Source organism: Bacillus stratosphericus (assembly GCF_020524495.1).
Taxonomy (GTDB): domain Bacteria; phylum Bacillota; class Bacilli; order Bacillales; family Bacillaceae; genus Bacillus; species Bacillus stratosphericus_B.
Genome location: NZ_JAIVLB010000038.1, coordinates 1 through 22,848, shown reverse-complemented (window position 1 = coordinate 22,848; position 22,848 = coordinate 1). Strand labels below are relative to the sequence as shown.

General features: G+C 40.1%; 25 protein-coding genes, 1 pseudogene and 1 riboswitch. Of the genes and pseudogenes, 6 read left to right on the top strand and 20 right to left on the bottom strand.

Annotated features, from left to right (window positions below; translation table 11 throughout):
- Positions 1 to 209: 209 nt before the first annotated feature.
- The 13 genes from LC033_RS13640 to LC033_RS13580 form a co-directional block, all read right to left on the bottom strand.
- Entirely contained in the window at positions 210 to 782 is a 573-nt protein-coding gene (locus tag LC033_RS13640; protein ID WP_226569330.1) for a CotO family spore coat protein, read from the bottom strand.
- 114 nt (positions 783 to 896) lie between these two features.
- Positions 897 to 1,673, bottom strand: a complete 777-nt coding sequence (gene fabI / locus LC033_RS13635) for an enoyl-ACP reductase FabI (protein ID WP_226569328.1) — start codon at positions 1,671 to 1,673, stop codon at positions 897 to 899.
- A 149-nt stretch (positions 1,674 to 1,822) separates the two neighbouring features.
- Positions 1,823 to 2,632, bottom strand: coding sequence for a bifunctional hydroxymethylpyrimidine kinase/phosphomethylpyrimidine kinase (thiD, locus tag LC033_RS13630; protein ID WP_226569325.1), 810 nt, complete (start codon positions 2,630 to 2,632; stop codon positions 1,823 to 1,825).
- Positions 2,633 to 2,649: 17 nt separating this feature from the next.
- Positions 2,650 to 3,663, bottom strand: a complete 1,014-nt coding sequence (locus LC033_RS13625; protein WP_226569323.1) for a thiazole biosynthesis adenylyltransferase ThiF — start codon at positions 3,661 to 3,663, stop codon at positions 2,650 to 2,652.
- On the bottom strand, positions 3,660 to 4,427 hold the full coding sequence (locus LC033_RS13620; protein WP_226569322.1) for a thiazole synthase: 768 nt from the start codon (positions 4,425 to 4,427) through the stop codon (positions 3,660 to 3,662). The genes LC033_RS13625 and LC033_RS13620 overlap by 4 nt, the downstream gene beginning before the upstream one ends.
- A gap of 4 nt (positions 4,428 to 4,431) precedes the next feature.
- On the bottom strand, positions 4,432 to 4,635 hold the full coding sequence (gene thiS / locus LC033_RS13615) for a sulfur carrier protein ThiS (protein ID WP_226569320.1): 204 nt from the start codon (positions 4,633 to 4,635) through the stop codon (positions 4,432 to 4,434).
- Entirely contained in the window at positions 4,632 to 5,744 is a 1,113-nt protein-coding gene (gene thiO / locus LC033_RS13610) for a glycine oxidase ThiO (RefSeq protein WP_226569318.1), read from the bottom strand. Before thiO ends, thiS begins: the two co-directional genes overlap by 4 nt.
- Positions 5,728 to 6,345 (bottom strand): thiazole tautomerase TenI, encoded by a 618-nt coding sequence (gene tenI / locus LC033_RS13605; RefSeq protein WP_226569316.1) that lies wholly within the window; start codon positions 6,343 to 6,345, stop codon positions 5,728 to 5,730. The genes thiO and tenI overlap by 17 nt, the downstream gene beginning before the upstream one ends.
- On the bottom strand, positions 6,320 to 7,030 hold the full coding sequence (tenA, locus tag LC033_RS13600) for a thiaminase II (RefSeq protein WP_226569314.1): 711 nt from the start codon (positions 7,028 to 7,030) through the stop codon (positions 6,320 to 6,322). The genes tenI and tenA overlap by 26 nt, the downstream gene beginning before the upstream one ends.
- A 78-nt stretch (positions 7,031 to 7,108) precedes the next feature.
- Positions 7,109 to 7,218, bottom strand: a riboswitch (TPP riboswitch).
- 391 nt (positions 7,219 to 7,609) lie between these two features.
- Entirely contained in the window at positions 7,610 to 8,503 is an 894-nt protein-coding gene (locus tag LC033_RS13595; RefSeq protein ID WP_226569333.1) for an RluA family pseudouridine synthase, read from the bottom strand.
- A 17-nt stretch (positions 8,504 to 8,520) separates the two neighbouring features.
- On the bottom strand, positions 8,521 to 9,321 hold the full coding sequence (locus LC033_RS13590) for an NAD kinase (RefSeq protein WP_226569312.1): 801 nt from the start codon (positions 9,319 to 9,321) through the stop codon (positions 8,521 to 8,523).
- Between the two features lie 65 nt (positions 9,322 to 9,386).
- Positions 9,387 to 10,016 (bottom strand): GTP diphosphokinase, encoded by a 630-nt coding sequence (yjbM, locus tag LC033_RS13585; protein ID WP_226569310.1) that lies wholly within the window; start codon positions 10,014 to 10,016, stop codon positions 9,387 to 9,389.
- Between the two features lie 33 nt (positions 10,017 to 10,049).
- Positions 10,050 to 10,415 (bottom strand): UPF0738 family protein, encoded by a 366-nt coding sequence (locus LC033_RS13580; RefSeq protein WP_226569308.1) that lies wholly within the window; start codon positions 10,413 to 10,415, stop codon positions 10,050 to 10,052.
- Positions 10,416 to 10,637: 222 nt separating this feature from the next.
- Between LC033_RS13580 and LC033_RS13575 the strand changes: the two genes are divergently transcribed.
- From LC033_RS13575 to LC033_RS13555, 5 genes are all read left to right on the top strand, one after another.
- Positions 10,638 to 11,216: a CYTH domain-containing protein gene (locus LC033_RS13575; RefSeq protein WP_226569306.1), complete on the top strand. Its 579-nt coding sequence runs from the start codon at positions 10,638 to 10,640 to the stop codon at positions 11,214 to 11,216.
- Positions 11,217 to 11,237: 21 nt separating this feature from the next.
- Entirely contained in the window at positions 11,238 to 12,002 is a 765-nt protein-coding gene (locus LC033_RS13570) for a lytic transglycosylase domain-containing protein (protein ID WP_226569304.1), read from the top strand.
- Positions 12,003 to 12,276: 274 nt separating this feature from the next.
- The gene (locus LC033_RS13565) at positions 12,277 to 12,675 is read left to right on the top strand and encodes a globin domain-containing protein (protein WP_226569302.1); all 399 of its coding nucleotides are present in this window, start codon (positions 12,277 to 12,279) and stop codon (positions 12,673 to 12,675) included.
- Complete coding sequence (locus tag LC033_RS13560) at positions 12,672 to 13,583, top strand: ClpXP adapter SpxH family protein (protein WP_226569300.1); 912 nt, start codon at positions 12,672 to 12,674, stop codon at positions 13,581 to 13,583. Before LC033_RS13565 ends, LC033_RS13560 begins: the two co-directional genes overlap by 4 nt.
- Positions 13,584 to 13,879: 296 nt before the next feature.
- Complete coding sequence (locus LC033_RS13555) at positions 13,880 to 14,053, top strand: hypothetical protein (protein ID WP_226569298.1); 174 nt, start codon at positions 13,880 to 13,882, stop codon at positions 14,051 to 14,053.
- Between the two features lie 111 nt (positions 14,054 to 14,164).
- On the opposite strand, the gene pepF is transcribed toward LC033_RS13555, so the two are convergent.
- The 4 genes from pepF to mecA form a co-directional block, all read right to left on the bottom strand.
- Entirely contained in the window at positions 14,165 to 15,991 is a 1,827-nt protein-coding gene (gene pepF, locus LC033_RS13550) for an oligoendopeptidase F (RefSeq protein ID WP_312887874.1), read from the bottom strand.
- Between the two features lie 214 nt (positions 15,992 to 16,205).
- A complete protein-coding gene (locus LC033_RS13545; protein WP_226569296.1) occupies positions 16,206 to 17,369 on the bottom strand; it encodes a competence protein CoiA in 1,164 nt (387 codons plus the stop codon).
- Positions 17,370 to 17,530: 161 nt separating this feature from the next.
- Positions 17,531 to 19,051, bottom strand: a complete 1,521-nt coding sequence (gene cls / locus LC033_RS13540; RefSeq protein WP_226569294.1) for a cardiolipin synthase — start codon at positions 19,049 to 19,051, stop codon at positions 17,531 to 17,533.
- A gap of 83 nt (positions 19,052 to 19,134) precedes the next feature.
- Complete coding sequence (gene mecA, locus LC033_RS13535; RefSeq protein ID WP_226569292.1) at positions 19,135 to 19,800, bottom strand: adaptor protein MecA; 666 nt, start codon at positions 19,798 to 19,800, stop codon at positions 19,135 to 19,137.
- A gap of 263 nt (positions 19,801 to 20,063) precedes the next feature.
- Here mecA and LC033_RS13530 point away from each other — a divergent pair, with 263 nt between their 5' ends.
- On the top strand, positions 20,064 to 20,729 hold the full coding sequence (locus LC033_RS13530; RefSeq protein WP_226569290.1) for a TerC family protein: 666 nt from the start codon (positions 20,064 to 20,066) through the stop codon (positions 20,727 to 20,729).
- A gap of 39 nt (positions 20,730 to 20,768) precedes the next feature.
- Here the strand turns inward: LC033_RS13530 and spxA are convergent, their stop codons facing one another.
- The 3 genes and pseudogenes from spxA to LC033_RS13515 all read right to left on the bottom strand — a co-directional run.
- Entirely contained in the window at positions 20,769 to 21,164 is a 396-nt protein-coding gene (gene spxA, locus LC033_RS13525) for a transcriptional regulator SpxA (protein WP_226569288.1), read from the bottom strand.
- Between the two features lie 193 nt (positions 21,165 to 21,357).
- A complete protein-coding gene (locus LC033_RS13520; protein WP_226569286.1) occupies positions 21,358 to 21,936 on the bottom strand; it encodes a GNAT family N-acetyltransferase in 579 nt (192 codons plus the stop codon).
- Between the two features lie 496 nt (positions 21,937 to 22,432).
- Positions 22,433 to 22,630: pseudogene (locus tag LC033_RS13515) on the bottom strand (HIT family protein); the annotation flags it as partial.
- Between the last annotated feature and the right edge of the window lie 218 nt (positions 22,631 to 22,848).

Genomic DNA, 22,848 nt, shown 5'->3' with positions numbered 1-22,848 from the left:
GACTGAAAAAAGTTTCAATGCAGGCGATGCTTACTTTCGCTGCCATGAATCTCAAAAAGCTAGCAAACTGGACATGGAAAGGACCATGTCCAGCGTAAGACAACTGATAAATTTTATCACAATAAGTGAAAACCCCACTTTTACTTGAAGTAAAGGTGGGGTTTGTCTACGGTCTGAAAGTCCCTATATGGGACTTTTTTTCATGTTCGTTAAAAGCCGAGCGGATGAATGGAGGAAATATCATCAATCGCTAACTCGACCGGATTTCCACCGCCTGCTGTACGAATAATTACCATATTCTCTATCCTCTCCATCACAATCCCTCTGTATGTTTTTTCATCGGCTTCAATGAGACAAAGTGCTCTTGGCATATTATGCGGCAGGCTTGTGAGAAAATCGACCTTTTCGTCAATGTTCATCTGACTTAAAGGCTTTTTCACTCGTTTTCTCCTTGGTTCTTCTTTTATTTCATGATATACGCCTTCTGGCTGCTTTTCTTGTTCTTGGACTGGCTCTCGTTCTTGTGAAGACTCTGCTTCTTGTATGATCTCTCGTTCTTGCTGAAGTGCGGGCGGCTCTTCTTTTTCCTTCTCTACTTCCTGTGATACAGGTTCCTGTGCGCTTTCTTCGATTGAATCTTTAACGCTTTTTTTACTTTCTGGCAGTTTTTCTAACTTCTTTCGCTTCCTCACAATATTTTGCATGGCTGGCTCTGATTCATCATAGCTTGGTTGAACAATATACATAAGCGGCTTTTGATTCTCATCACCTTTATTTGACATACTAATCCCTCCCGAATGATTCATTCCTTATATATATGAACGGACGCCTCAAATCAGAAGAAAAATAAAAAAACAGCATACCAGTCATCGGTATGCTGCGGATCATTTATTCGCTTATCGGGCAATGATATGGAACCCGGAATCAACATGAAGATTCTCACCTGTCATGCCGCGGGACAGATCACTGAATAAGAATAATGCTGTATCGCCAACTTCTTCAGGAGTTGTTGTACGGCGAAGCGGTGCACGCTCTTCAATATCCTTAAGGATCTTATTAAAACCGCTGATCCCTTTTGCAGATAAAGTACGAATTGGACCAGCAGAAATACTATTCACACGAATGCCTTCTGCTCCTAGATCAGCTGCTAAATATTTCACACTTGCTTCAAGTGCTGCTTTCGCTACACCCATGACATTGTAGCTAGATACAACACGCTCTCCGCCTAGGTAAGTAAGTGTTACAATGCTGCCGCCCTCTGTCATCAACGGACGTGCCACTTTTGCTACTGCAGTTAATGAATATGCACTAATGTTGTGCGCTAACAGGAAACCTTCACGGTTCGTGTTCAAATATTCACCAACAAGCTCTTCTTTGTTGGCAAATGCAATCGCATGCGCAACACCATGAATCACTTGTACTTTTTCTTTAATTGTTGCAAAACATTTTTCGATTTCTTCATCACTTGTCACGTCACAAGGAAGAATAATTGAATCATCACGCTCAAGTGTACTTGCAAGCTCTTTGACAGATTCCGCAAGTCGGTCTCCCACATAAGTAAAGATCAAACGAGCTCCTGCTTCGTGAAGTGAACGAGCAATTCCCCAAGCGATGCTTCGTTTATTGGCAACACCCATCACCACGATATTACGGCCTTCTAAAGAAAAGTTCATATGTATTAAAGCCTCCTATTTTTTCAAGACATAGTATTAGTACCTGATCATAATATTATCACAAATCATGAGATATTGACAATTTCCACTTGAAGAAAGTTTCTTTTTCATCTTTTGATCAAAAAAACCGTCCTCACAAGTGAAGACGGTCACACCTCTTTTCTCCTGTTTTGCTGATAAGCAAAATGGTTGGTAGGCCCATGACCAGCGCCTACATGCAAAGGATATATGATGGCTTCATGGACAAAGGTCTCTGCTGTTTCAAAGGCTTCCTTCATGGAACATCCTTTGGCTATTTCTGCTGTTAATGCCGCTGCAAAAGTACAGCCTGTGCCGTGTGTATGCGGTGTATCAATATGTTCATTTGTAACTTCAATAAAGCCTTTACCATCGTACAACAGGTCTGTAATGAGGCCGCCAACAGGACCGTGGCCGCCTTTGATCACGACATATTTCGTGCCGAGCTCATAAAGTCGTTCTGCCGCTCGATAGCGATCCTCTTTTGTCTGAATACTCATGCCTGTCAGTATTTCTGCCTCGGGGAGATTTGGCGTTACCACATAGCTTACAGGCAGCAAATGTGTTTTAAGTGCAGAGACAGCATCTTTATTTAATAAAGAAGCACCGCCTTTTGCAATCATGACTGGATCTACAATCAGGTTCATCTGATATTGCACCGTTTTTTCAGCGACGGTGGTAATCATGTCAGCACTCCACAGCATCCCTGTCTTGACCGCATCTGGCATTAAATCTTCTGCCACTGCATCTATTTGGCTTTTTAGCGCCGCGATAGAAAGTGGATATATACCGTGAACACCAAGTGTGTTTTGTGCCGTAATCGCTGTGATGGCAGACATCCCGTATACACCAAGCTCCTGAAAGGTTTTCAAATCTGCTTGAATTCCTGCACCACCGCCTGAATCTGACCCTGCGATTGTTAACGCCTTTTTGATTGTCATTTCACCACACCCTCTCATTAGCCAATCCATTGATGATAAATCGTTCTCGCTTTGGCAATATCACTCGTTCCGTGCACAAGTGCTCTGCCATCTTTGAATAAGACGAGCTTGTACTCATCTTTTTGACAGGAAACCAAATACGGATTTTCTAGTACATCCATTCCTGCTTTCTTTAACCGAAGGGCCACTTCATGTAAAGACGGTGGTGTACCGGCAGCACTGCGGATTTGCACCGTATTACGACCACACAGCACATCTACCTTCGCTCTGCGATCATATGACAGAAATGGAAACGCCTTTAATCTACAGCTTGGACATTGTTCTTTCTTTAATGATGAGACGGAGTGAATATCAGATCGTTCATTTGTCCATAAATCAAAAGATCTTAATATCGGGGTGACTTGATGTCCTGTTAGCAATTTAAGCGCATCTGCCACTTGATATGCCGCCACTTGCTGCACAACCGGACTAATAATACCTGCTGTATCACATGTCATGCCTTGTGCAGGCAAATGGTCAAGTAGGCAGTGTAAGCACGGTGTTTCATCAGGAATGACAGTCAATTGAATGCCATAGCTGGCTACACAGGCTCCGTAAAGAAAGGGAATTTGATGTTTCATAGCCGCATCATTTGCGATCATTCGCACCTCAAAATTATCCGCTGCATCTACGATAATTGAAGCACCACTGACAAGTTCATCAATATGTTGAGCAGTCACATCAATGACGATCCCTCTTACGTGGACCTCACTGTTCACCTGCTTTAACCTTTTCTCAGCTGCTACAGCCTTTGGGAGCCGATCTTGTACATCTTGCTCTGTGTAAAGCTGCTGACGCTGAAGGTTGCTCCATTCAATATAATCTCGATCCAAAATGGTCACAGAGCCTACGCCAGCACGAACGAACATTTCAGCACTGGCTGTTCCAAGTGCTCCCGCTCCAATAATGACGACCTTTGAGGCGTTTAGCCGCTTTTGCCCATCTTTTCCGATTGGTCTAAAAAGCTCTTGGCGTGAATAACGTGTGCTCAAAACGCTGGCATCCCTTCCTGCGGACTGCTTGCTGTACCATAGTTTTTCAATGGAATACGACCTGCCTCGAAACCAAGTCTTCCCGATTCAATCGCCAGCTTCATCGCTTTTGCCATTTTCACAGGGTCCTTTGCGCCAGACACGGCGGTATTCAGTAATACAGCGTCAGCCCCTAATTCCATCGCATAAGCAGCATCCTTCGGAGAGCCTACACCGGCATCAATAATGACCGGCACCTTCGCCTGCTCGATAATAAATGAGAGATTCAGAGGGTTTAATAAACCTTGACCTGACCCGATTGGAGAAGCCCCTGGCATAATCGCATGAACACCAAGTTCTTCTAATTTTCTTGCCAGCACCACATCATCTGATGTATATGGCAGCACGATAAATCCTTCTTCCAGTAGCATTTCAGATGCTTTTAACGTTTCGACTGGATCTGGAAGAAGAGATCTTGAACAGCCAATCACTTCTACCTTGATCATGTCACACAGTCCAGAAGCTTTCGCTAAACGGGCAATACGCACCGCTTCTTCCGCTGTACTTGCGCCTGCTGTATTCGGAAGCAATGTATATTTTGATAAATCGAGCTGCTCTAAAAAATTCGGCTGTGATGCTTCAAAAATGGTCATTCTTCGCACAGCAAAGGTCAAAATTTCAGCTTCTGACACGTTCACCGCTTCCTTTTGAATCTCAAACGATGGATACTTTCCTGTACCAAGTAATAATCTTGATGTGAATGTTTTTCCGCCAATGTGTAGCATTGTATTATCCTCCTCCTACAAAGTGAACGATTTCAATCGTGTCATTTGGTTTAATTTCTACTTGTTGAAAGGCTTCTTTATCAATAATTTTTTGGTTCTTTTCGACAATCACCACACGGTTTTCAAGCTGATAGACTGCTAGGAGATCAAAAATGGTTCCGTTCTCTTTATCGAAATCAACGATTCTGCCATTCAATTGAATTTTCATTCAAACAATGCCTCCTTTCTGCCAATACGGAACGCATCTAGCCATTCCTCATTTACAGTCTCGCCTAATATGAGGTCCCGAATGATTTCTCCTGTCATTGGCGCAAGTAATATGCCATTCCGGTAATGTCCTGTAGCAAAGAGAATACGCTCATCGTCTGGGTGTCTTCCGATATAGGGATGCAGGTCACTTGTTGCTGGTCGAAGGCCTGCCCAGCACTGATCAATCGGCATCTCCTGAATAGAAGGCATGAGCTGAGACGCTTTTTGAATAACAGCCTCAATACCGCCAAGTGTCGGAAGGGCATGCCACTCATTTGGCTTCATCGTTGCACCAATGACCAGCTTTCCGCTATCTCTTTGAACGACATAACAATGACCATGATAAATGGTATGTGCAAGCGCTGGACCGCTGTTCCACACAGACACACATTCTCCTTTGACTGGATAGAGAGAATGAGATAATCCTAGCTCTCCAAAAAACCGGCCAGACCATACACCACTTGCTACAGTGAGGTGATCACATGTGAATGTGCCTTCGACTGTTCTGATAGTCAATGCCTTTTTATCCTGTTTCACTTCAATAACGGGTGTATACTCCTTGACATCCGCCCCGTACCAGACGGCCGCCTGCCACAATGCCCTGCATACCGCATAAGGCTCAACATGGACATCATCTTCAATCAGACCTGCTCCTATGATGTCATCTGCGATTTGGGGCATGCGTTTTTTTACGCTGCTTGCTTCAAGCCATTGAAAAGTAGACAAATGCTGCATCCGGCAAAGTGCACGTTTCTCTTCTTCTGTAAAGGCCACCTTCATAATGCCGCCCGCTGATGTCCGAATATCAATGCCTGATTCATGCCGAAGATCGACTTTTAATTTTTCGTATAATGCCTGGCTTGCTCTGCCCACTTGAAAAAAAATATCCTCATGTCCCTCTCCTTCAGCATGTGCACCGAGCATCCCAGCGGCCGCACTCGTCGTTTGCTTCCCTACCTCATTCGCCTCAAGTAAGATAACCTTCTTTCCTGCTTTAGCAAGGTGATAGGCAATTGACATCCCTATGATTCCACCACCAATGATTGCAACGTCATAATGCTTTTTCATAAGGATTCTCCTTTAGCTTTTTAGAAAATGCATGCGCCATGATTCGCGGCTGATGATGAGAAAAAATCCCCGACATAACAGCAATTCCTTTCACATTCACATGCATCATTTCTGGAATGCGCTCAGGCGTCAAGCCGCCAATCACCACAACCGGAATGGACAACACGGAAGTCAGTTCTTCTACAAGCTCTACTCCCCTTGCCCTCAGTCCTGGTTTACATGAGGTGTCATACACATGCCCAAACATGACATACTCTGCCCCATTCTTCTCTGCTGCTTGGGCTTCTTCTAAAGAATGAACAGACACACCCGCATGAAGGTGAGGGAATTTTTGTCTCAGCTCCTTTGGAGAAAAGCTGTGGCCTGGGAGATGTACTCGGTGAATATTGGTGAGCAGTGCGACGTCTATTCGGTCATTGATCACGAGTTTCTCTTTGGGTACTCCTTCTGAAAGGAGTTGTTTTACAAGATAGATGAGCTCACTGGCAGTTTTAGATCGTTCTCGGATATGAATAAAGTCCACTTCAGATTCAATGACTCTTATTTGCTTGATCAGCTCGATAACGGGAAACGAATTATTTGTTACTGCATGGAGTTCCATTTACACCAACCCCATCTAAGCATGCTGTTTGCCACGTTTCTTTTTCATACGCCATCTCCCAGAAATGGTATTCATAATAACTTGAAATCACAAAATTTTCTCTCATATTGGCCCGCACATGTTCAGGTGCTTTTTCTGCGAGTTCATCAAAACGGTTAACCTGTTCAAAAACAAGCTCTTTAAACCAATCCCCTCCATAAGTCAAAATCCATTCTTGATAAATGGGATGGTCAGGTGTCGTTTGTTTCAGTTTTTCACCCAACTCATAATATAGCCAGTAGCACGGCAATAACGCGGCTAATATTTCTTCAAATCGTCCGCTTTTCACAGACCGGTACATATGAGAGGTATACGCATAAGCAGTTGGAGAAGGCTTGAAGCTTGCGAGAGCTTCATCAGAGATCTGAAGAAGCTCTGTGAATTTCCTATGCAGTGATAGTTCTGCTTCATACGTGCCCTGCGCATGATACGCCATTCTGCCCGTCGTATGTAAGTCCTCACTAATCGCAGCTCCATACGCTTGCACCTTGGCAAAATGGGTTAAATAATATGAATCCTGCATCACATAATAGGTGAAACGATCGATTGAAAGTGTGCCATCTCCAATCCCTTTCACAAAAGGATGCGTAAAGCTTCCATTCCACCATGTTGCTGCTGCCTCTTTACATTCCTGTGAAAATGTCATGTTCCTCTCCTCCTGTTTTTCCATATAAAAAAGCCACTTTCCGCGTGGAAAGTGGCTTGGAATTTGTCAAAAGCATAGGCAAAAACCGCACCACTTCCCTACGCAGGTATGAACCTGTTCAGGTAATGAGGGTCTAAAAGTCTACACTTTTATCTCAGCCCTTTTAAAGGACTCCCCTAGTGGATCAAACATATGATGTTGTACCTCTATCTTAATCAGGAATTGTTCATTGGTCAAGGATTCATTGTAACTCTAATTGAGCTCTACGACCTACCACATACTCCCGAAGCCTGACACAAGCACGCGAATCACCGCTATCCCCATGCGGTACTAAGCTGTCTACCCCTCTAAAAATACAGACAAATACCAAATTCCCTGTAAAAGGAAATTCCCGTACCATGACATTATGATATCGATGGTTGTTCATTTGAATTTGATACAAAGAAAAATCCTCATTTGTTAACAATCGAATCGCATCAGGTACTTCAATAGAATACCGTCACACACTGGCTGTTTAGGCTTTTTATATGTGTCTACTTGACAGGGATAAGACCACTGCTTAGAAGGTTACCGGGTATTTTATAAAAGCAATGATTCCATATCATCTGGCAAAGGAGCAGAAAATGTCATTTGCTCCCCTGTCATCGGATGAGGAAAGACAAGGGTTTCACTATGCAGTGCCTGCCGGTCCATAAGCTCGCTCGTTCCGCCATATAGCGTATCACCAATGAGCGGATGACCAAGATATTGCATGTGCACACGAATTTGATGTGTTCTTCCAGTTTCAAGAGAAAGAGACACATCGGACATGTTGAGATCAGCGTCTACCGCTCGAACGGTATAATGCGTCACTGCCTCATGGCCTGTTTCATGGACCATTCGTTCAATGATACTATCCCCTTTTCGAGCAATTTTGGCTCTAATTGTTCCGTGCTTTTGTGTGATGATGCCATGTGTAAAAGCTCTATATGTTCGCTTTACTTGACCTTTTTTTTGCGCCTTTGATAAAAGGCTGTGAGCAAAGCGGTGTTTGGCAACAAGCATCACACCAGAAGTATCGCGATCAAGGCGGTTCACCAAATGAACGGTCAACCGCAGAGGCTCTTCAGCATAATGATGCAGCAGTCCATTTGCAATACTGTGCTCAGGATGCTCTCTAGAAGGGATCGATGGAATATATGGCTTTTTATTTAGCACAAGCACATGCTCATCCTTGAATAAAATATCAAGCGGGATCGGAGCAGGCTTTAGCCCTTCACTCACCTTTTCCTCAGGAAATAAAATGGTGAGCCTGTCTCCCTTATGCAGCTCATACCGCACGGTAACATGCTCTCCATTAATGAGGAGATCACCTCCATCAAATTTAATATCTGTGAGCATTCTTTTTGAGATGCCAAGATCGATTAAATAATCCTTTAACAGCAGTCCCTCTTCTTTGGCTGCGATAGTTTTGTTTAACTTAAAATATTCCAGCGAGAACGACCTCTTTCTTATTCTCCTTTTCCGATAAAGGAATCTTGCACCCTTTTCCAAAACGGAAATGGTCTAAATCGGGCAAAACGGACATTCTCGTCTGCCACACGACATTGAATGGATTTCACATCTTTATGAAGCAGCGTCAAATGATCAATTGTCACCTGAAAATCCACATCGTTGATCGGTTTGATCACACAAGTGTGGTGATCTGGCAAAATAAGCGGTGAACCGACTGTCCGGAACACCCTGTTATTAATCGAAGCCATTTCTGCAAGCTGAATGGCTCTAATGGAAGGATGGATAATGGCGCCGCCAAGTGCTTTGTTATAAGCCGTACTGCCAGATGGCGTAGACAAACAAAGACCGTCACCTCTAAATGTTTCAAAAAGCTGACCTCTAATTTCAACATCTGCCACAAGCGTACCTTCCATACTTTTGATCGTACATTCATTCATCGCTAAATATTTCTCTTCTCGGCCGCCATCGTTGTATCTGACAATGACTTCAAGAATCGGATAGTCCACAATATGATAAGGTGTTTTTGCAATGGCGAGGACAAGCTTTTCAATTTCACTCGGCACCCAGTCAGCATAAAAGCCAAGATGCCCTGTATGAACACCGACAAAAGCTGTTTCATTCAAGCGGTTGCTATAGCGGTGAAAAGCATATAAAAGAGTTCCGTCTCCCCCGACAGTAATGACAAGATCCGGTTCCTCTTCATTTAATTCCATGCCAAAATCCAGTAAGTAGGTCTGAATTTTATTTTTGAGTGTGTCAGATACAGAATTCCCTTTTGAAGAAACGGCAAATTTCATGAATTCTTCTCCTTTTCCACCTTGCTGCTACTAGAAGGCAGCATCATATTTGATCAAGCTTCGGTTCAGCTATCGGTTTTCTTTTTCCGGGAAAATGCCACTTGTGCTTCTTGAATTTCTCCTCGGATTTCAGACATCTCCTCATCAAGACGAGATGCTGCCTCAGAAGCTCTTTGAAGGCGTAGCTTGACCTTTTCCGGGATATTCCCGCTATATTTATAATTCAGAGAATGCTCGATGGTCGCCCAAAAGTTCATCGCAAGTGTACGAATTTGGATTTCGACGAGGAGCTGCTTCTCTCCGTTGATCGTTTGCAACGGATATAACACAACAAGGTGGTACGAGCGGTATCCACTTTCTTTATGTTCTGCAATATAGTCACGTTTATCAACCACCACAAGGTCTTTTCGTGACTGAAGCATTTTTTTCACGACTTGTATATCTTCTACAAACTGGCACATAATGCGAAGCCCAGCAATATCCTGCATCGTTTCAATCTCATGCATCGGGATGTTTTTACGCTTTGCTTTTTCTAATATGCTGGCAACTGGTTTCACTCGGCCTGTAACAAATTCTACTGGTGAATGGTCATCCTCGAATTCATACAGCTTTCGAATGCCTTTTAGTTTTACTTTTAATTCTTCGACTGCTTGCTTATATGGTGCGAGGAATTGATCCCATTGTTTTTTGTCCATGAAACTTCCCCCAATTCCAAATACCTAATTATTTCAGAGGAATGTGCTTTTCACTTTCTCTTCCATATCTCCGTAATTGGCATTGTCTTTAATATTGTCGATTAGATAGTGTAATTCCTGTTGAAGTTGAATCAGTTCTAACGATTTTTCTTCTGCCGTCAAATAGACAGGGATGTCACGATTCATTGCTTCTTTTAATGAAGCCCATGTATCTTCCCCGAAGATAAGATACGTAAAAGACTCCTCGGTTTCGAATATGTAAACGAACGCAAAGTGATCAGAATCAACAAGCATTTGTCCTGTTGCTTTTGCTTGTTGAATTTGCTCATCTGACTGAACCGTCAAAATCAGCCTGTCTTCTTTTAAAGTTGCTTCTGTGATTTCAATTCTGTTTTGCATCATGATCTCCTTTACAACAAAGTACAGCTTTATTTTATCATATCAAGTTCAATATTGATAAACCGAACTTTTTAAGAAAATCTCGATTTTCGTTTTCAAATGATGATTTTGCATCATTCAGTCTAAAAAAAGACTAAATAGAGCTACAAAACAATCTTTTACATGGCGAACACACATCATATACAATAAATATATTTCCTCTAAATGAAAGGTTGATGCAAAATGGCACAGGAAATTGAAATTGAACTAAAGCAATTATTATTAAAAGAAGAATTTGAACAGCTGAAACGATATTTTCAATTGAAGGATACAGATTTCCGCACTCAAACCAACTATTACTTTGATACACCTCAATTTGATATAAAATCTCAATTTGCTGCATTACGTATGAGAGAAAAAGACGGTCAATGGGTCCTCACTTTAAAGGAACTACACGAGATTGGCTTGCTGGAAACTCATCAAACGACAGCTCCTCCCACTAGCCTTGATGATTTTCAAATACCAGAAGGTGAAGTGGCTGACCGGTTAGACGACCTAAGCATTCGAAAGGATCAAATTGTGTATTTTGGTTCACTTGAAACATTAAGAGCAGAAAAAATAATCAACGAAGGCTTAATTGTTTTAGATCACAGCCGATATTTAACAGTAGAGGACTATGAACTAGAATTTGAAGTGAGCAACTTAGAAATCGGACAAGCCGCATTCTCAACATTGCTCCGTCAATTTCAGATCCCAACACGAAACACGAGGAATAAAGTGGTTCGTTTTTATGAAGAGAAAATGAAAACACAGAATAGATGAATTCCTTGAAGGAGGAACATGATGAACGTCAATCAACTTCAATCCTTTATGCAGCTTCAAGCTCTCAAAACGTTACAATTGGATAACGGGCAAACACAAATGTCGACCAACCAAGAATCAAGTGCACTGGCTTCATTCCAGTCGTTGCTGCAAGATTTTTTAGGCGGGTCAGAATTATCACGCCTTCCGCTTTCAATCTCTGCTTTCATGGGCGCGGACCCATCAACGGCTCCGAACACGCAATATGTGCGTACGAATCCGTATCTATCTGCCATGGGCAGCAGTGAACCATTTTCTTCTCAATCTTTATATACAAATGACGCTCAATTGAATACAGCGAATGGCATCGGAAATGTCTTAAACAACAGCTTTACTCCGCCACTTCAAAAGACCGCTTCAAGTGCTTCAACAAAAGAGATTGACCAGATTGTCTCTCAAATGGCTCAAAAGCATGGCGTTCCAGAGAAGCTGATTCACGCGGTGATCAAGCAAGAATCTGGATATCGTACGAATGCTGTCAGCCACGCAGGTGCGCTTGGACTCATGCAGCTCATGCCGTCTACTGCTAAATCACTTGGCGTGAATAATGCCTTTGATACGGCCCAAAACATTGAAGGCGGAACGAAGTATTTAAAACAAATGCTTCATAAATATAATGGAAATATCTCACTCGCTTTAGCTGCCTATAACGCAGGCTCAGGAAATGTAGATAAATACGGGGGCATTCCTCCATTTAAAGAAACACAAAATTATGTAAAGAAAATCACTGCACAGTATTTCGCCTAAACCGAAGATAGCCTCTTCGGTTTTTTGTATGTCGCTTTTCACCTTTTTTTGACCGAATATGTTATGATATGGTCAATCAACACTGAATCCAACCCTCTCTCTATTTTAAAAGGGCCAGAGCGATTTGTTTGTGGAATTGAGTTTATGTTGTTAAAATAAGTATACAAGAATCGAAACAATAAAATAGAACAAACTGAATATTCATTTTTGAAATAAATGAAATTCGCAATAGGGTGAATCATCCTATTAGCTACGAGTAAAAGGAGTAGTCAACATGGTACAATCGTTTAACGCACCTTACGAAGCGATTGGAGAGGAACTTCTATCGCAACTTGTTGATACTTTTTATGAAAATGTAAAGTGTCACCCTTTGCTTCATCCTATTTTCCCGGATGACTTAAAAGAAACAGCAAGAAAACAAAAACAGTTTTTAACTCAATATTTAGGCGGACCGCCGCTTTATACAGAGGAGCATGGTCACCCAATGCTACGGGCGAGACATCTCCCTTTTCCCATTACTGAGGAGCGGGCTGACTCATGGCTTGAATGCATGGAGGATGCAATGGATCAAATAGGACTAACAGGCGATATTCGTGACTTTTTATTTGAGCGGCTTTCTCTGACGGCTCGTCATATGGTCAATCAAACACCTGAAAAGGACGGACGATCTTGAGCTGCAATCCGCACGATCAATATTTTTCACACTGTCACGGACATCCTCAAAAGCCGATAGAAATCTATGTTTTCATTGACCCTCTCAGCCCGGACTGCTGGTTAATAGAGCCATCAATTAAAAAATTGAAAATGAAGTATGGCCGTTTTTTCACTTTACGAACGGTCACAAGTTCTAGTATTAATGCATTAAACCGGAAAAGAAAGAAGCATTTGCTGACTGAAGCATGGGGGAAATTTGCCACCAAAACCCAGACCAAAAAGGTACAAATGCTGTCTGAACAAATTGTAACATCGCCCTATCTCGCCTCGCTCGCACTAAAAGCAGCAGAGCTTCAAGGTAGAAAATGCGGAATGAAATTTTTACGTCTCATTCAAGAATCACTTTTTTGCCACCAGCAAGACGTTACAAGTGAACATGTCTTGCTAGAGAATGCAAAAATTGCTGGACTGGACATTGAGGAATTCCAGCGGGATGTCCATTCGCAAAGTGCAGTCAAAGCCCTAAAATGTGATATGAAAATTGCAGCTGAAATGGACATATCTGAGCTTCCTACCTTCGCCTTTTTTAATACGATAAACGGAGATGAAGGTGTAAAGATTTCGGGTGCATACTCTTATGATATATACAAGGAAGTTCTTTTTGAAATGATTGGTGAAAAACCAACACCTTCAGAACGGCCTCCAATTGAATGGTTTATAGCTTACTTTCAATTTGCATCAGCAAAAGAGATTGCTGTTGTATATGACCTGTCGCTTGAAGAAGTTGAACGTGAAATGAAGAAGCTGGCATTCGCTAAAAAGGTAGAACGTGTGCAGGTACATCAAGAAATATTTTGGCGCTATAAAGAAAATGAGAACTATTTAGATCTTAATGTCTACGGATGTGAAAATGAACATGGGTGCTGATCCATGTTTTTTCTTCACCTAAAAAAGGAACATTCGTTCTAAACATAGACACGAAGAAACCGCGCCGGGATAAGCGCGGTTTCACTATGTCTTAACGACAACAAAGGGGATGGGAGAAATTTTTCACGGTCAAACAAAGGGGTAATGTTTGTATGTGATTAATTTCACATCTTTAGTATAGCAAATTTTGTCGACTTATGACAACCGATATGCTATATGTTCATATTTTTGTCACAAAACATAAGAGGACTGTCACTTTCATATAATGAAAGTAACGAAAAAATAGGGGGATCTTCATGCGCATCATAACGATTGGACTTGTTGCCATTGGCTTATGCTTCTTTTTAAATATATTAGGCTTAATGAAAATGCTGCCTCTTTATCTGACGTCACCACTCTTATTTGTTTCGATTCTCTTTACAATATATCGATTGAATCACCGTAAGACCTTTAAAGGATTTAAAGGGTGAGCATTTGAAAGGCTTCTCCTATTCATCAGGAGAGGCCTTTTTTATTATCCTAAGAAAAAACTCCTGCCAAAAGATGAGCTCGAACTCACATATTTGACAGAAGTCTTTTCGTTACTCACCAGTTTTGGAGATAAGCTCTTCCATTTCTTTTAGTTTTTCTTCGAACAATTGACATGCTGCCTCAATTGGTTCTTTAGATGCCATATCAACACCTGCTTTTTTCAACACATTGATTGGGTAATCGGAGCTTCCTGCTTTAAGGAAGTCTGTATAACGCTCCACCGCAGGTTTACCTTCCTCTAGTATTTGCTTACTTAACGCCTGTGCAGCACTATAGCCTGTCGCATATTGATACACATAATAGTTGTAATAGAAATGAGGGATTCTCGTCCACTCTAATCCAATTTCTTTATCTACAACCATGTCGTCTCCAAAATACTTCTTATTCAAATCGTAATAAAGGTTCGTCATAAACTCTGGCGTTAATGCTTCTCCTTCTTGTGCTTTTACGTGAATCAGATGCTCAAACTCAGCAAACATCGTTTGTCTAAATACCGTTCCTCTAAAGCCTTCTAATAAGTGATTTAACACATACAAACGCTGCTTTTTATCCTCTAAGTTATTTAGCAAGTATTCCCCTAGTAACGCTTCATTTGTTGTGGAGGCCACTTCTGCTACAAAAATACTATAGTTTCCATACGGATATGGCTGATGCTTTCTTGTGTAGTAGCTATGGACAGAGTGACCAAATTCATGAACCAATGTAAATAAATTATCAATATTATTTTGCCAGTTCATTAAAATATACGGATTCGTGCCGTAGCTTCCAGATGAATATGCACCGCTTCGTTTCCCTTTATTCTCATAAACATCCACCCAACGATTGGTAAGTCCTTCTTTTAAGACGGACACATATTCTTCTCCTAATGGGGCTAACCCTTTCAGCATATAATCCTTGGCTTCATCATAGGTCAGCTTCATGCCAGCATCTTTCACAAGTGGCGTATACAAGTCATAATTGTGCACTTCATCAAGTTTTAATACCTTTTTACGCAATTCTATATAGCGATGTAATAACGGTAAATATTGATGAACTGTATCAATTAGATTGTCATACACTTCTTCCGGAATGCTATTTCTTGATAAAGCTGCTTCCCTTGCGGATTTGTAATTTCGGACTTTCGCATAAAAATTATCCTTTTTAATCGAACCGCTAAGTGTAGAAGCAAGTGTGTTTTTATATTGATCATACGTTTTATAAACGGCTTTGAAGGCGTTCTTTCTCACTTCACGGTCTTCACTATTTAAAAATGTAATAAAGTTTCCATGGGTAATCTTCTTTTCTTCCCCATTCTCATCCTTTACAGAAGGGAACGAAATATCTGCATTATTAAACATACTAAATGTAGTAGATGAAGATGATAGAGGTTCAGATGCCTCAGCTAATAAAGCTTCTTGCTCTTCACTTAAAATATGTGGACGCTCTTTGTTAATTTCTTCGAGAGCGTGAGAATAAATTTTTAATTCTTCCTTTTCCAAAATAAATTGCTGCAGTTTATCTTCTTGAATGGATAAAATCTCTGGAACAATATAAGCAGATGCACTCGACATTTGTGTAAATAAATTAGACGCTTTATCATTTAATGCCTGAAATGATGAGTTTGTTGTATCTTCATCGTACTTCATGTGCGCATATGTATAAAGCTTGCCAAGCTTTTCAGAAAGTTGATCCTGAAATGTTAGGGCTTCATACAGAACATCAGCAGAATGGGCCAGCTTGCCTTTAAATTGGGCTAGCTTAGGAATTTCTTTTTTTACAGCCTTGAATTCCTTGTTCCACGAATCCACGCTTTCAAAAATATCTTCAAGGCGCCATTTGTTTTCTTCTTTTACTTCGCTTCTGACTGGTAAATGGTTGTTTTTGCTTTGTGAAGTCATATGAATCCCCCTTGCATGAGTTGTGTTGAACCAACCTTTCGGAAAGTGAAAGAAATTGGTGTTGTATTTATCTTCTTTGTTTTGAACTATATTTGTCAAATCATATGCAGAAATAAATACCAAACAGACTAAAAAAATGAGAATAAAGCGTTTCTTTCTAATCAACAGCACCACCACCTTATTCTTATGATGATCAAAGTGGTCCTGAAACATGCTAATGAAATAAGAAAGCATCACGTTTAAACGCTTCATTTATTGTTCGTATAGGCACTTGATTCGATGTTACTTGATAATTACCCTCTTTCGTCATGTGTAAAAACCCTTTGCTGATGAGAGCCTTCATATATGCAGTAATCACGTCTTTGACTTCTTTGGTTGTGACATTGGCAAATCGGAGCTTTACTTCTTTTGCCTGCACACACCGATAGATTTCTTTTATCAGCAGTTGGATTGTCACTGGTGCTCTTCCCTTCCTTTTTACCATCCAATGATAAAGGCACCCTTGCCAAACATAAACTGGACTACTAAAGATATACGCTTCTGTCAATGGAATAAACAATTCAGTTGGTAGAAATGGAAATGCGGTGCGATGATGCTCATAAAAAATGTGTCTCAAACGCCTACTTTCATTTGATAAAATGCGGGGAGGCCGCTGCCTAAATTGCTGAACACACCTCACCCATTGCTTATTTAATGGACGCTTACTCAAGGGAGGATCGAGGAGTGCTGAAAGTTGATGGTATGCTGAAGACGGCCTGACGGTCATTGTAGCACATATTTTCGTTGACTGAAATGCGAGGAGATGATCAAGGTGGATGAACATTTGCTGAAATGGACAATAAAAGATCAATCTCCTTTTGTGCGATTGCCTTAAAACTCCCCAATGAATAGCAGAGAAAGAAAAGAGCTGGGTAGATATTCGTGTTAAACGATTTGCACCTATTATCCATATAGGGAAGAGCCCTGCGGCACGGAGACCTCTTGTTCTTTTCCTTACCTCTTGCTGAGAAATATTCGCACATTGAAATTCGATCGCGTAATCTACATCTCCCTCAACGACGGTCACATCAGGGCGCTGCTGGACCTTAGAAACATATTTCTCCAGCATTGGCTCATGTCCAAGTCGTTTAAGCCAACCTTCGAGGGCAGTCTTTCCCGACTGATGATATGCTGTTTCGCCTGTAGCGGCTAACGGACATGCTGTCTGCTGTTTATGTGCAAAATGATAGATACGATGCTCACCTAACTTTAATTGAACCTCCTGCCTGCATTCAGGACAATAAAATTTGCACGTAGACCTTATATGCTCTAACCGGCTTTTCGTTAGATGATGTGTAATTCGGATAAGCTTCCCATTATCCATGATCGCTGCATTCATTCATTTGGCTCCTTGCTCTTTGATACCGTATTATATCTTGATTTTTTCTAGGGAAGCGAATATAGAAAATGATCTTTTCTTCTTCCAAATTATATATTTCTCCATTATTTCATAGATAAAATAAAAAATCCCCCTTTAAGGAAAGGGGGAAAATAAAAAGTTTATAAAAGTGGTGATAATAATCTTGCTGTTGATTCAAATAGTCTCACTCTCAGAGGTCTCTTTGCAAATTCTTCTGGGATGATTTCATGCGACTGCTCTAAATCCCCTAAGAAGTCATTGACTAGCTTTTCCGTACTTTTGGTTTTATAGAGGAAAGCATTGACTTCAAAGTTTAAATGAAAGCTTCTCATATCCATATTCGCCGTCCCAATTGAGGCCAGTTGACTATCGACAATGATAAATTTGCTATGCATAAAGCCTTGATCATATTCATATACCTTCGCTCCTGCTTCAAGAAGTTCAGGGAAATATGAACGAGACGCGTGGAATACGATGCGTTTATCTGGATTTTTAGGAGCAATAATCCGAACATCTACTCCGCTCAAAGAAGCGATTTTCAGAGCTGACAAAATATCATCATCTGGAACAAAATATGGTGAAGCGATCCAAATCGATTTTTTGGCTGAGATGATCATGGAGAAAAAAAGATTTTTAATGACCTCCCACTGTTTATCAGGACCGCCAGCAATCATTTGTACGCCTTCTGTTTTACTCTCCACGTGGCTAAAATCTCTGAAGTAGTCTACTCCTGAGTATCTTTCATTGGTCATATAATACCAATCCTGCATAAAAATCTGCTGCAAATCGCGAACAGCCTCGCCTTTAATCATGAGATGCGTATCACGCCAGAACCCATATTGTCTGCTTCTGCCCATGTATTCGTCCCCAATGTTAAGCCCTCCGACAAAGCCTACTTCTCCATCAATCACAACAATTTTTCGGTGATTTCGGAAATTAATTTTATTATTTAACAAAGGCAGTCTCACTGGTAAAAATGATACGATCTGCACACCGGCCTTTTCTAGATCAGCAATATATTGACGAGAGAGCTTTAAGCTCCCTACATCATCATATAAAAAGCGAACAATGACGCCTTTTTTTGCTTTCTCAATTAAAATGTCCTTTAGTTCTTGGCCAAGGTCATCATGGCGGAGAATATAATATTCTAGATGAATGTGATGTGTTGCTTTTTTGATCTCTTCAAAAATATGAGAGAACGTTTCTTCCCCATTGGTTAGGACTTTAGAGGAAGTGCGATACGTAATAGGGGTATGTCCAAGTCTGTGAGCCAGCTTAAATAAGAGTTGCTGATGGTCACCCATATGTGTCATTTTTTCAATTGCTTCTCTGTGAATGCGCTCATCTTCCTGGATTAACTGTTCATCTAGTACCGCTTTCTTTTCAAACAGCCGGCGCTTTTTAATATTGCGTCCAAAGAAAAAATAGAACAAAAATCCGAACAGCGGAAAGCTGCCAAGTAGGACAAGCCAAGTGATGGTTTGAGACGGATTTCGGTTCTCTAAGAAAATAACAAATCCAATGAAGATAATCGATAAAGTGAATAGGACACTGATGAAACTTAGTACACTTACTGCTATATCACCGGCAAAAATTTGAATAATCAAATAAGCACCTATCGTAATGATAAGAAAAAAAAGAACCTTGACTACATTTCTCATTTCATTTTCTCCTTGATCTGTTTGTTTAACTATTCATTCAGATAAAAAAGCCGATTCCTCTATAGAAATCGACTTTTTGTTGTTTACGAGAAGTGCTGTTGAATCGTTTCAAGGGCATTACCTTTCACAATCAGCTGACCGTATTCTTGCAGTCTGTAGATGCTGACAACTGATTCATGAGCATATTCAAGCAGAATGCTGAGCTTATTCTCCACTTGCTCATCTGACAAATCCTCGTGGAAGTCAACATATAGATAATAACGGTTTTCAAACGAATATAAACTTGTGGTAAAATCATGCATATTTAACTGAGAAAGTGCAATCAAATCTTCAAAGTCATCCATTTTCAACACGAATTGAAGTTGAAGTTTTTTTTCCTTCTCATTAGGTTCTTCTTGATCCTGCTCTTCTTTATGAAAATCATCAAGCAGTGCATCTAGACTTTCTTCATCTGTTTGATCTTTTTTATCCTCTGGAATTGGCAATTCGAGCTTTTGTCCATCTTTAGAAAGTTGGGCTTTTGTCACGACAATTTCAAGACCTTTATCAAGTGCCTGTACTTGAATCCAAAGTGGCCCCTCTACTGCAAACTCTTCTTCTTCGTGCACTTCGTCCATTACTTCCCAGAACAGCTCTTCACTGCGCTCACGATTATACCAGATCTCTTCACGATCAAAACCGCGATCTTCAATATCACCGTAGGAAATATAAAATTTAACTGTATGTTCATTTATTCTTTCGATTTCCATTTTGCCAACCTTCCCTTCTATATAAGATGTTGAAGGGACATACAAGCTCCCAATTAATAGTACTTTACTACACTTTACCCGTTCCGTCTACATATTAGCCATTTAAAGAATTGAGGTATTGCTTTGTACTGTCTATTTTATGATAAAACATGAATAAAAGAAATAAAAACGCATTTTTTGCAGAGAAAACTTACAGAAACATATATTTGAATTGTCTTCATATATTGGTTGTACGAGCTCTATAATGAAATGAGGTGAATAGGATGGAAACAGAGTGGATCGTATCCTTACTTATGATTATTGGCATAGACCTGATTTTAGGCGGGGATAATGCTTTAATCATTGCGTTGGCAAGTCGAAGCTTATCAAATGATAAACGTAATAAAGCCATATGGATCGGCACACTTTTGGCAGTGCTAATGAGAATAACAATGACAGGTGCTGCAGTCTATTTATTGACCATCCCTTATTTGCAATTTATTGGCGGGCTCTTTCTCCTTTATATAGGATACAATCTGTTAATTGAACAAAAGAAAGAACCCATTCTGATTAAAAGCAGCGGCTCCCTTTTGCGGGCAGTCCAAACCATCGTCATTGCAGACCTCTTTATGTCACTTGATAATGTCATTGCTGTTGCAGGTGCGGCTAAAGGCAACATGTTCCTAACCGCTTTTGGTTTAATGATTTCAGTTCCCATTATTATTTGGGGGAGTAAGCTCATTCATGCCGCATTAACCAAATTTCCTTTTCTTTTATACGGCGGAAGTGCTCTTTTGGCTTTTACGGGCGGAGAAATGATCGTTCGTGATGTAAAATTGAATGAATTTATGACACAGCATGCAATCCTTGAATTTTTACTTCCATTTTTAACAGTCGCAACCGTCATTTTGGCTAGCCTATTTTATGAACAAACTGCTGAAAACAAATAAAAAAAGCTGCCAAATGATCGGCAGCTTTTCGCTTTTCTATTAGTTAGCAAGTCGTTGAGCTTCTTTTAGTTGGAATGTGCGAACCGTTCTTGGAAGGAAACGTCTAATTTCATCTTCGTTGTACCCAACTTGTAGTCTTTTTTCATCCAAAATAATTGGACGTCTTAAAAGACCAGGGTGCTCATTGATCAGTTTATACAATTTTTGAAGCGGCATTGTTTCAACATTCACATTTAGCATTTGGAATACTTTAGAACGTGTTGAGATAATTTCATCTGTACCATCTTCCGTCATTCGAAGAATTTCTTTAATTTCATCAATTGAAAGAGGCTCAGAAAAAATGTTTCTTTCTTGATAAGGGATATTGTGCTCTTCTAACCACGCTCTTGCTTTTCTACATGATGTACAGCTTGGTGATGTATATAATGTTACCATAAATCTTCACTCCTCAATTTGTAGAATGAATATTGATCTGTATTCTTAAATTAAAATTGTTCTAAATAAGTAATCTTTATAGTGATTATACTATAAAAAAGTAAGTGTGAACAGATTTTCTTGCAATTTTTGTGACAAAAACTAGACAATTTCATTCTTTTTATGGTGATGCTTGATGTCTGAACATGATCATTTAGTCGAGATGATTGAAAATATTCTTTTGTTTTCTATTTTCAATGACCTTTAACACGTCATCAACATCCTCATACGATTGCCCATACCATTCTTCATCTTTATACGTATGAATTCTTTCGTATGTCTTCCTCATGGCCTCCATCATTTCTTCCTCATTATCTGTAAGAGGCGACCAATAAAGGATTTCCATGCGGTTCACTTCATTGGTTGCAAGTGACCTGCGTTTATAACCGATCGATTCTGCATGCTTGAAGTGCTCTCTTTGATAAAACTTTAGGCGTTTTGCAGTATCTTCATCGTCATCATCTACAGGCTCGACCTCAAGCAAGATCGGTTTCTTTTTTTTCTTTAGCTTATGAATGAGCTTTGAGCCGAGGCCTTCACCCCTTGCATCTTTGGAAACAAATAAATAATCAATAAAGATGAAAGAATCAAATTCAGCGTACATCATGACATGATGAGGTCCTTCCTCCTTATGATAAATATCACTTCTTTCCTTTAATAAAGCTTCCATATGCTCTTTTGACTTCATTTCTTCTATCGGGAAGTATTCACTGAGCTTTTCATACCAATTCATGGATTCGCTCCTTATACTATAGTTAAGAACCACTTCCTTAGATATTCCCGATTTCCTGCTATTTAAACGCCTGTACTAGTAAGACGCAACAATGTCATAGGTGGTTTCACTTTTTTTCAAACAATGTAAAAAAAGTTTTATATCGAACGATTCATGAGCATATGAAAAAAACAAACAGAATAAGTGTCATCATGATTTGATTCTGATTGCTTATATTTCGGTAAAGCATATATTCCCCCGAAAAAGAACGAGACCAATGAGCACCATATACCCAAGCAGCCACTATCCTCCGTTTGGTTCAGTGAAAAAAACGTTGAAAAAAGCATAAATACGCTGAAAAAATGAAGCAATGAATAGCGAAAAATCCTCCACATCTATTTCCTCCTGGAAGTTGTTTATTACCTAAAATTACCATTAACTATAAGTAAAGGATCTGTTAAAGTTTAGTATTGGTATTTAAGAAAATACACTACCTAAAAACGAAATTTCTATTCAATTATTTATTTAATTCTTTGGTAAGAATGTCGATGGCTTCCTTAACTTCTTCAATATTGTCTTTGATATTCATTTCATTTCTAGCGTGAAGTAATACTGGTCGGACTGATTCAACTGAACGCCCAAATTTATACATCCATTCATATCTTGGAACCATCCAAATATGAACATGATGGGTGGTATCTTCGTTGTAAAAATAAATAAAGCGTTTCTTTTTGCAAGTTTATTTCTTTGATGGTTGATGCTTTTTAATATTTGAAACCAAATCCAAATAAAAAAAGCACTGACCTTGCAGTGCTTTCAGACCGTAGACAAACCCCACCTTTACTTCAAGTAAAAGTGGGGTTTTCACTTATTTTGATAAAATTTATCAGTTGTCTTACGCTGGACATGGTCCTTTCCATGTCCAGTTTGCTA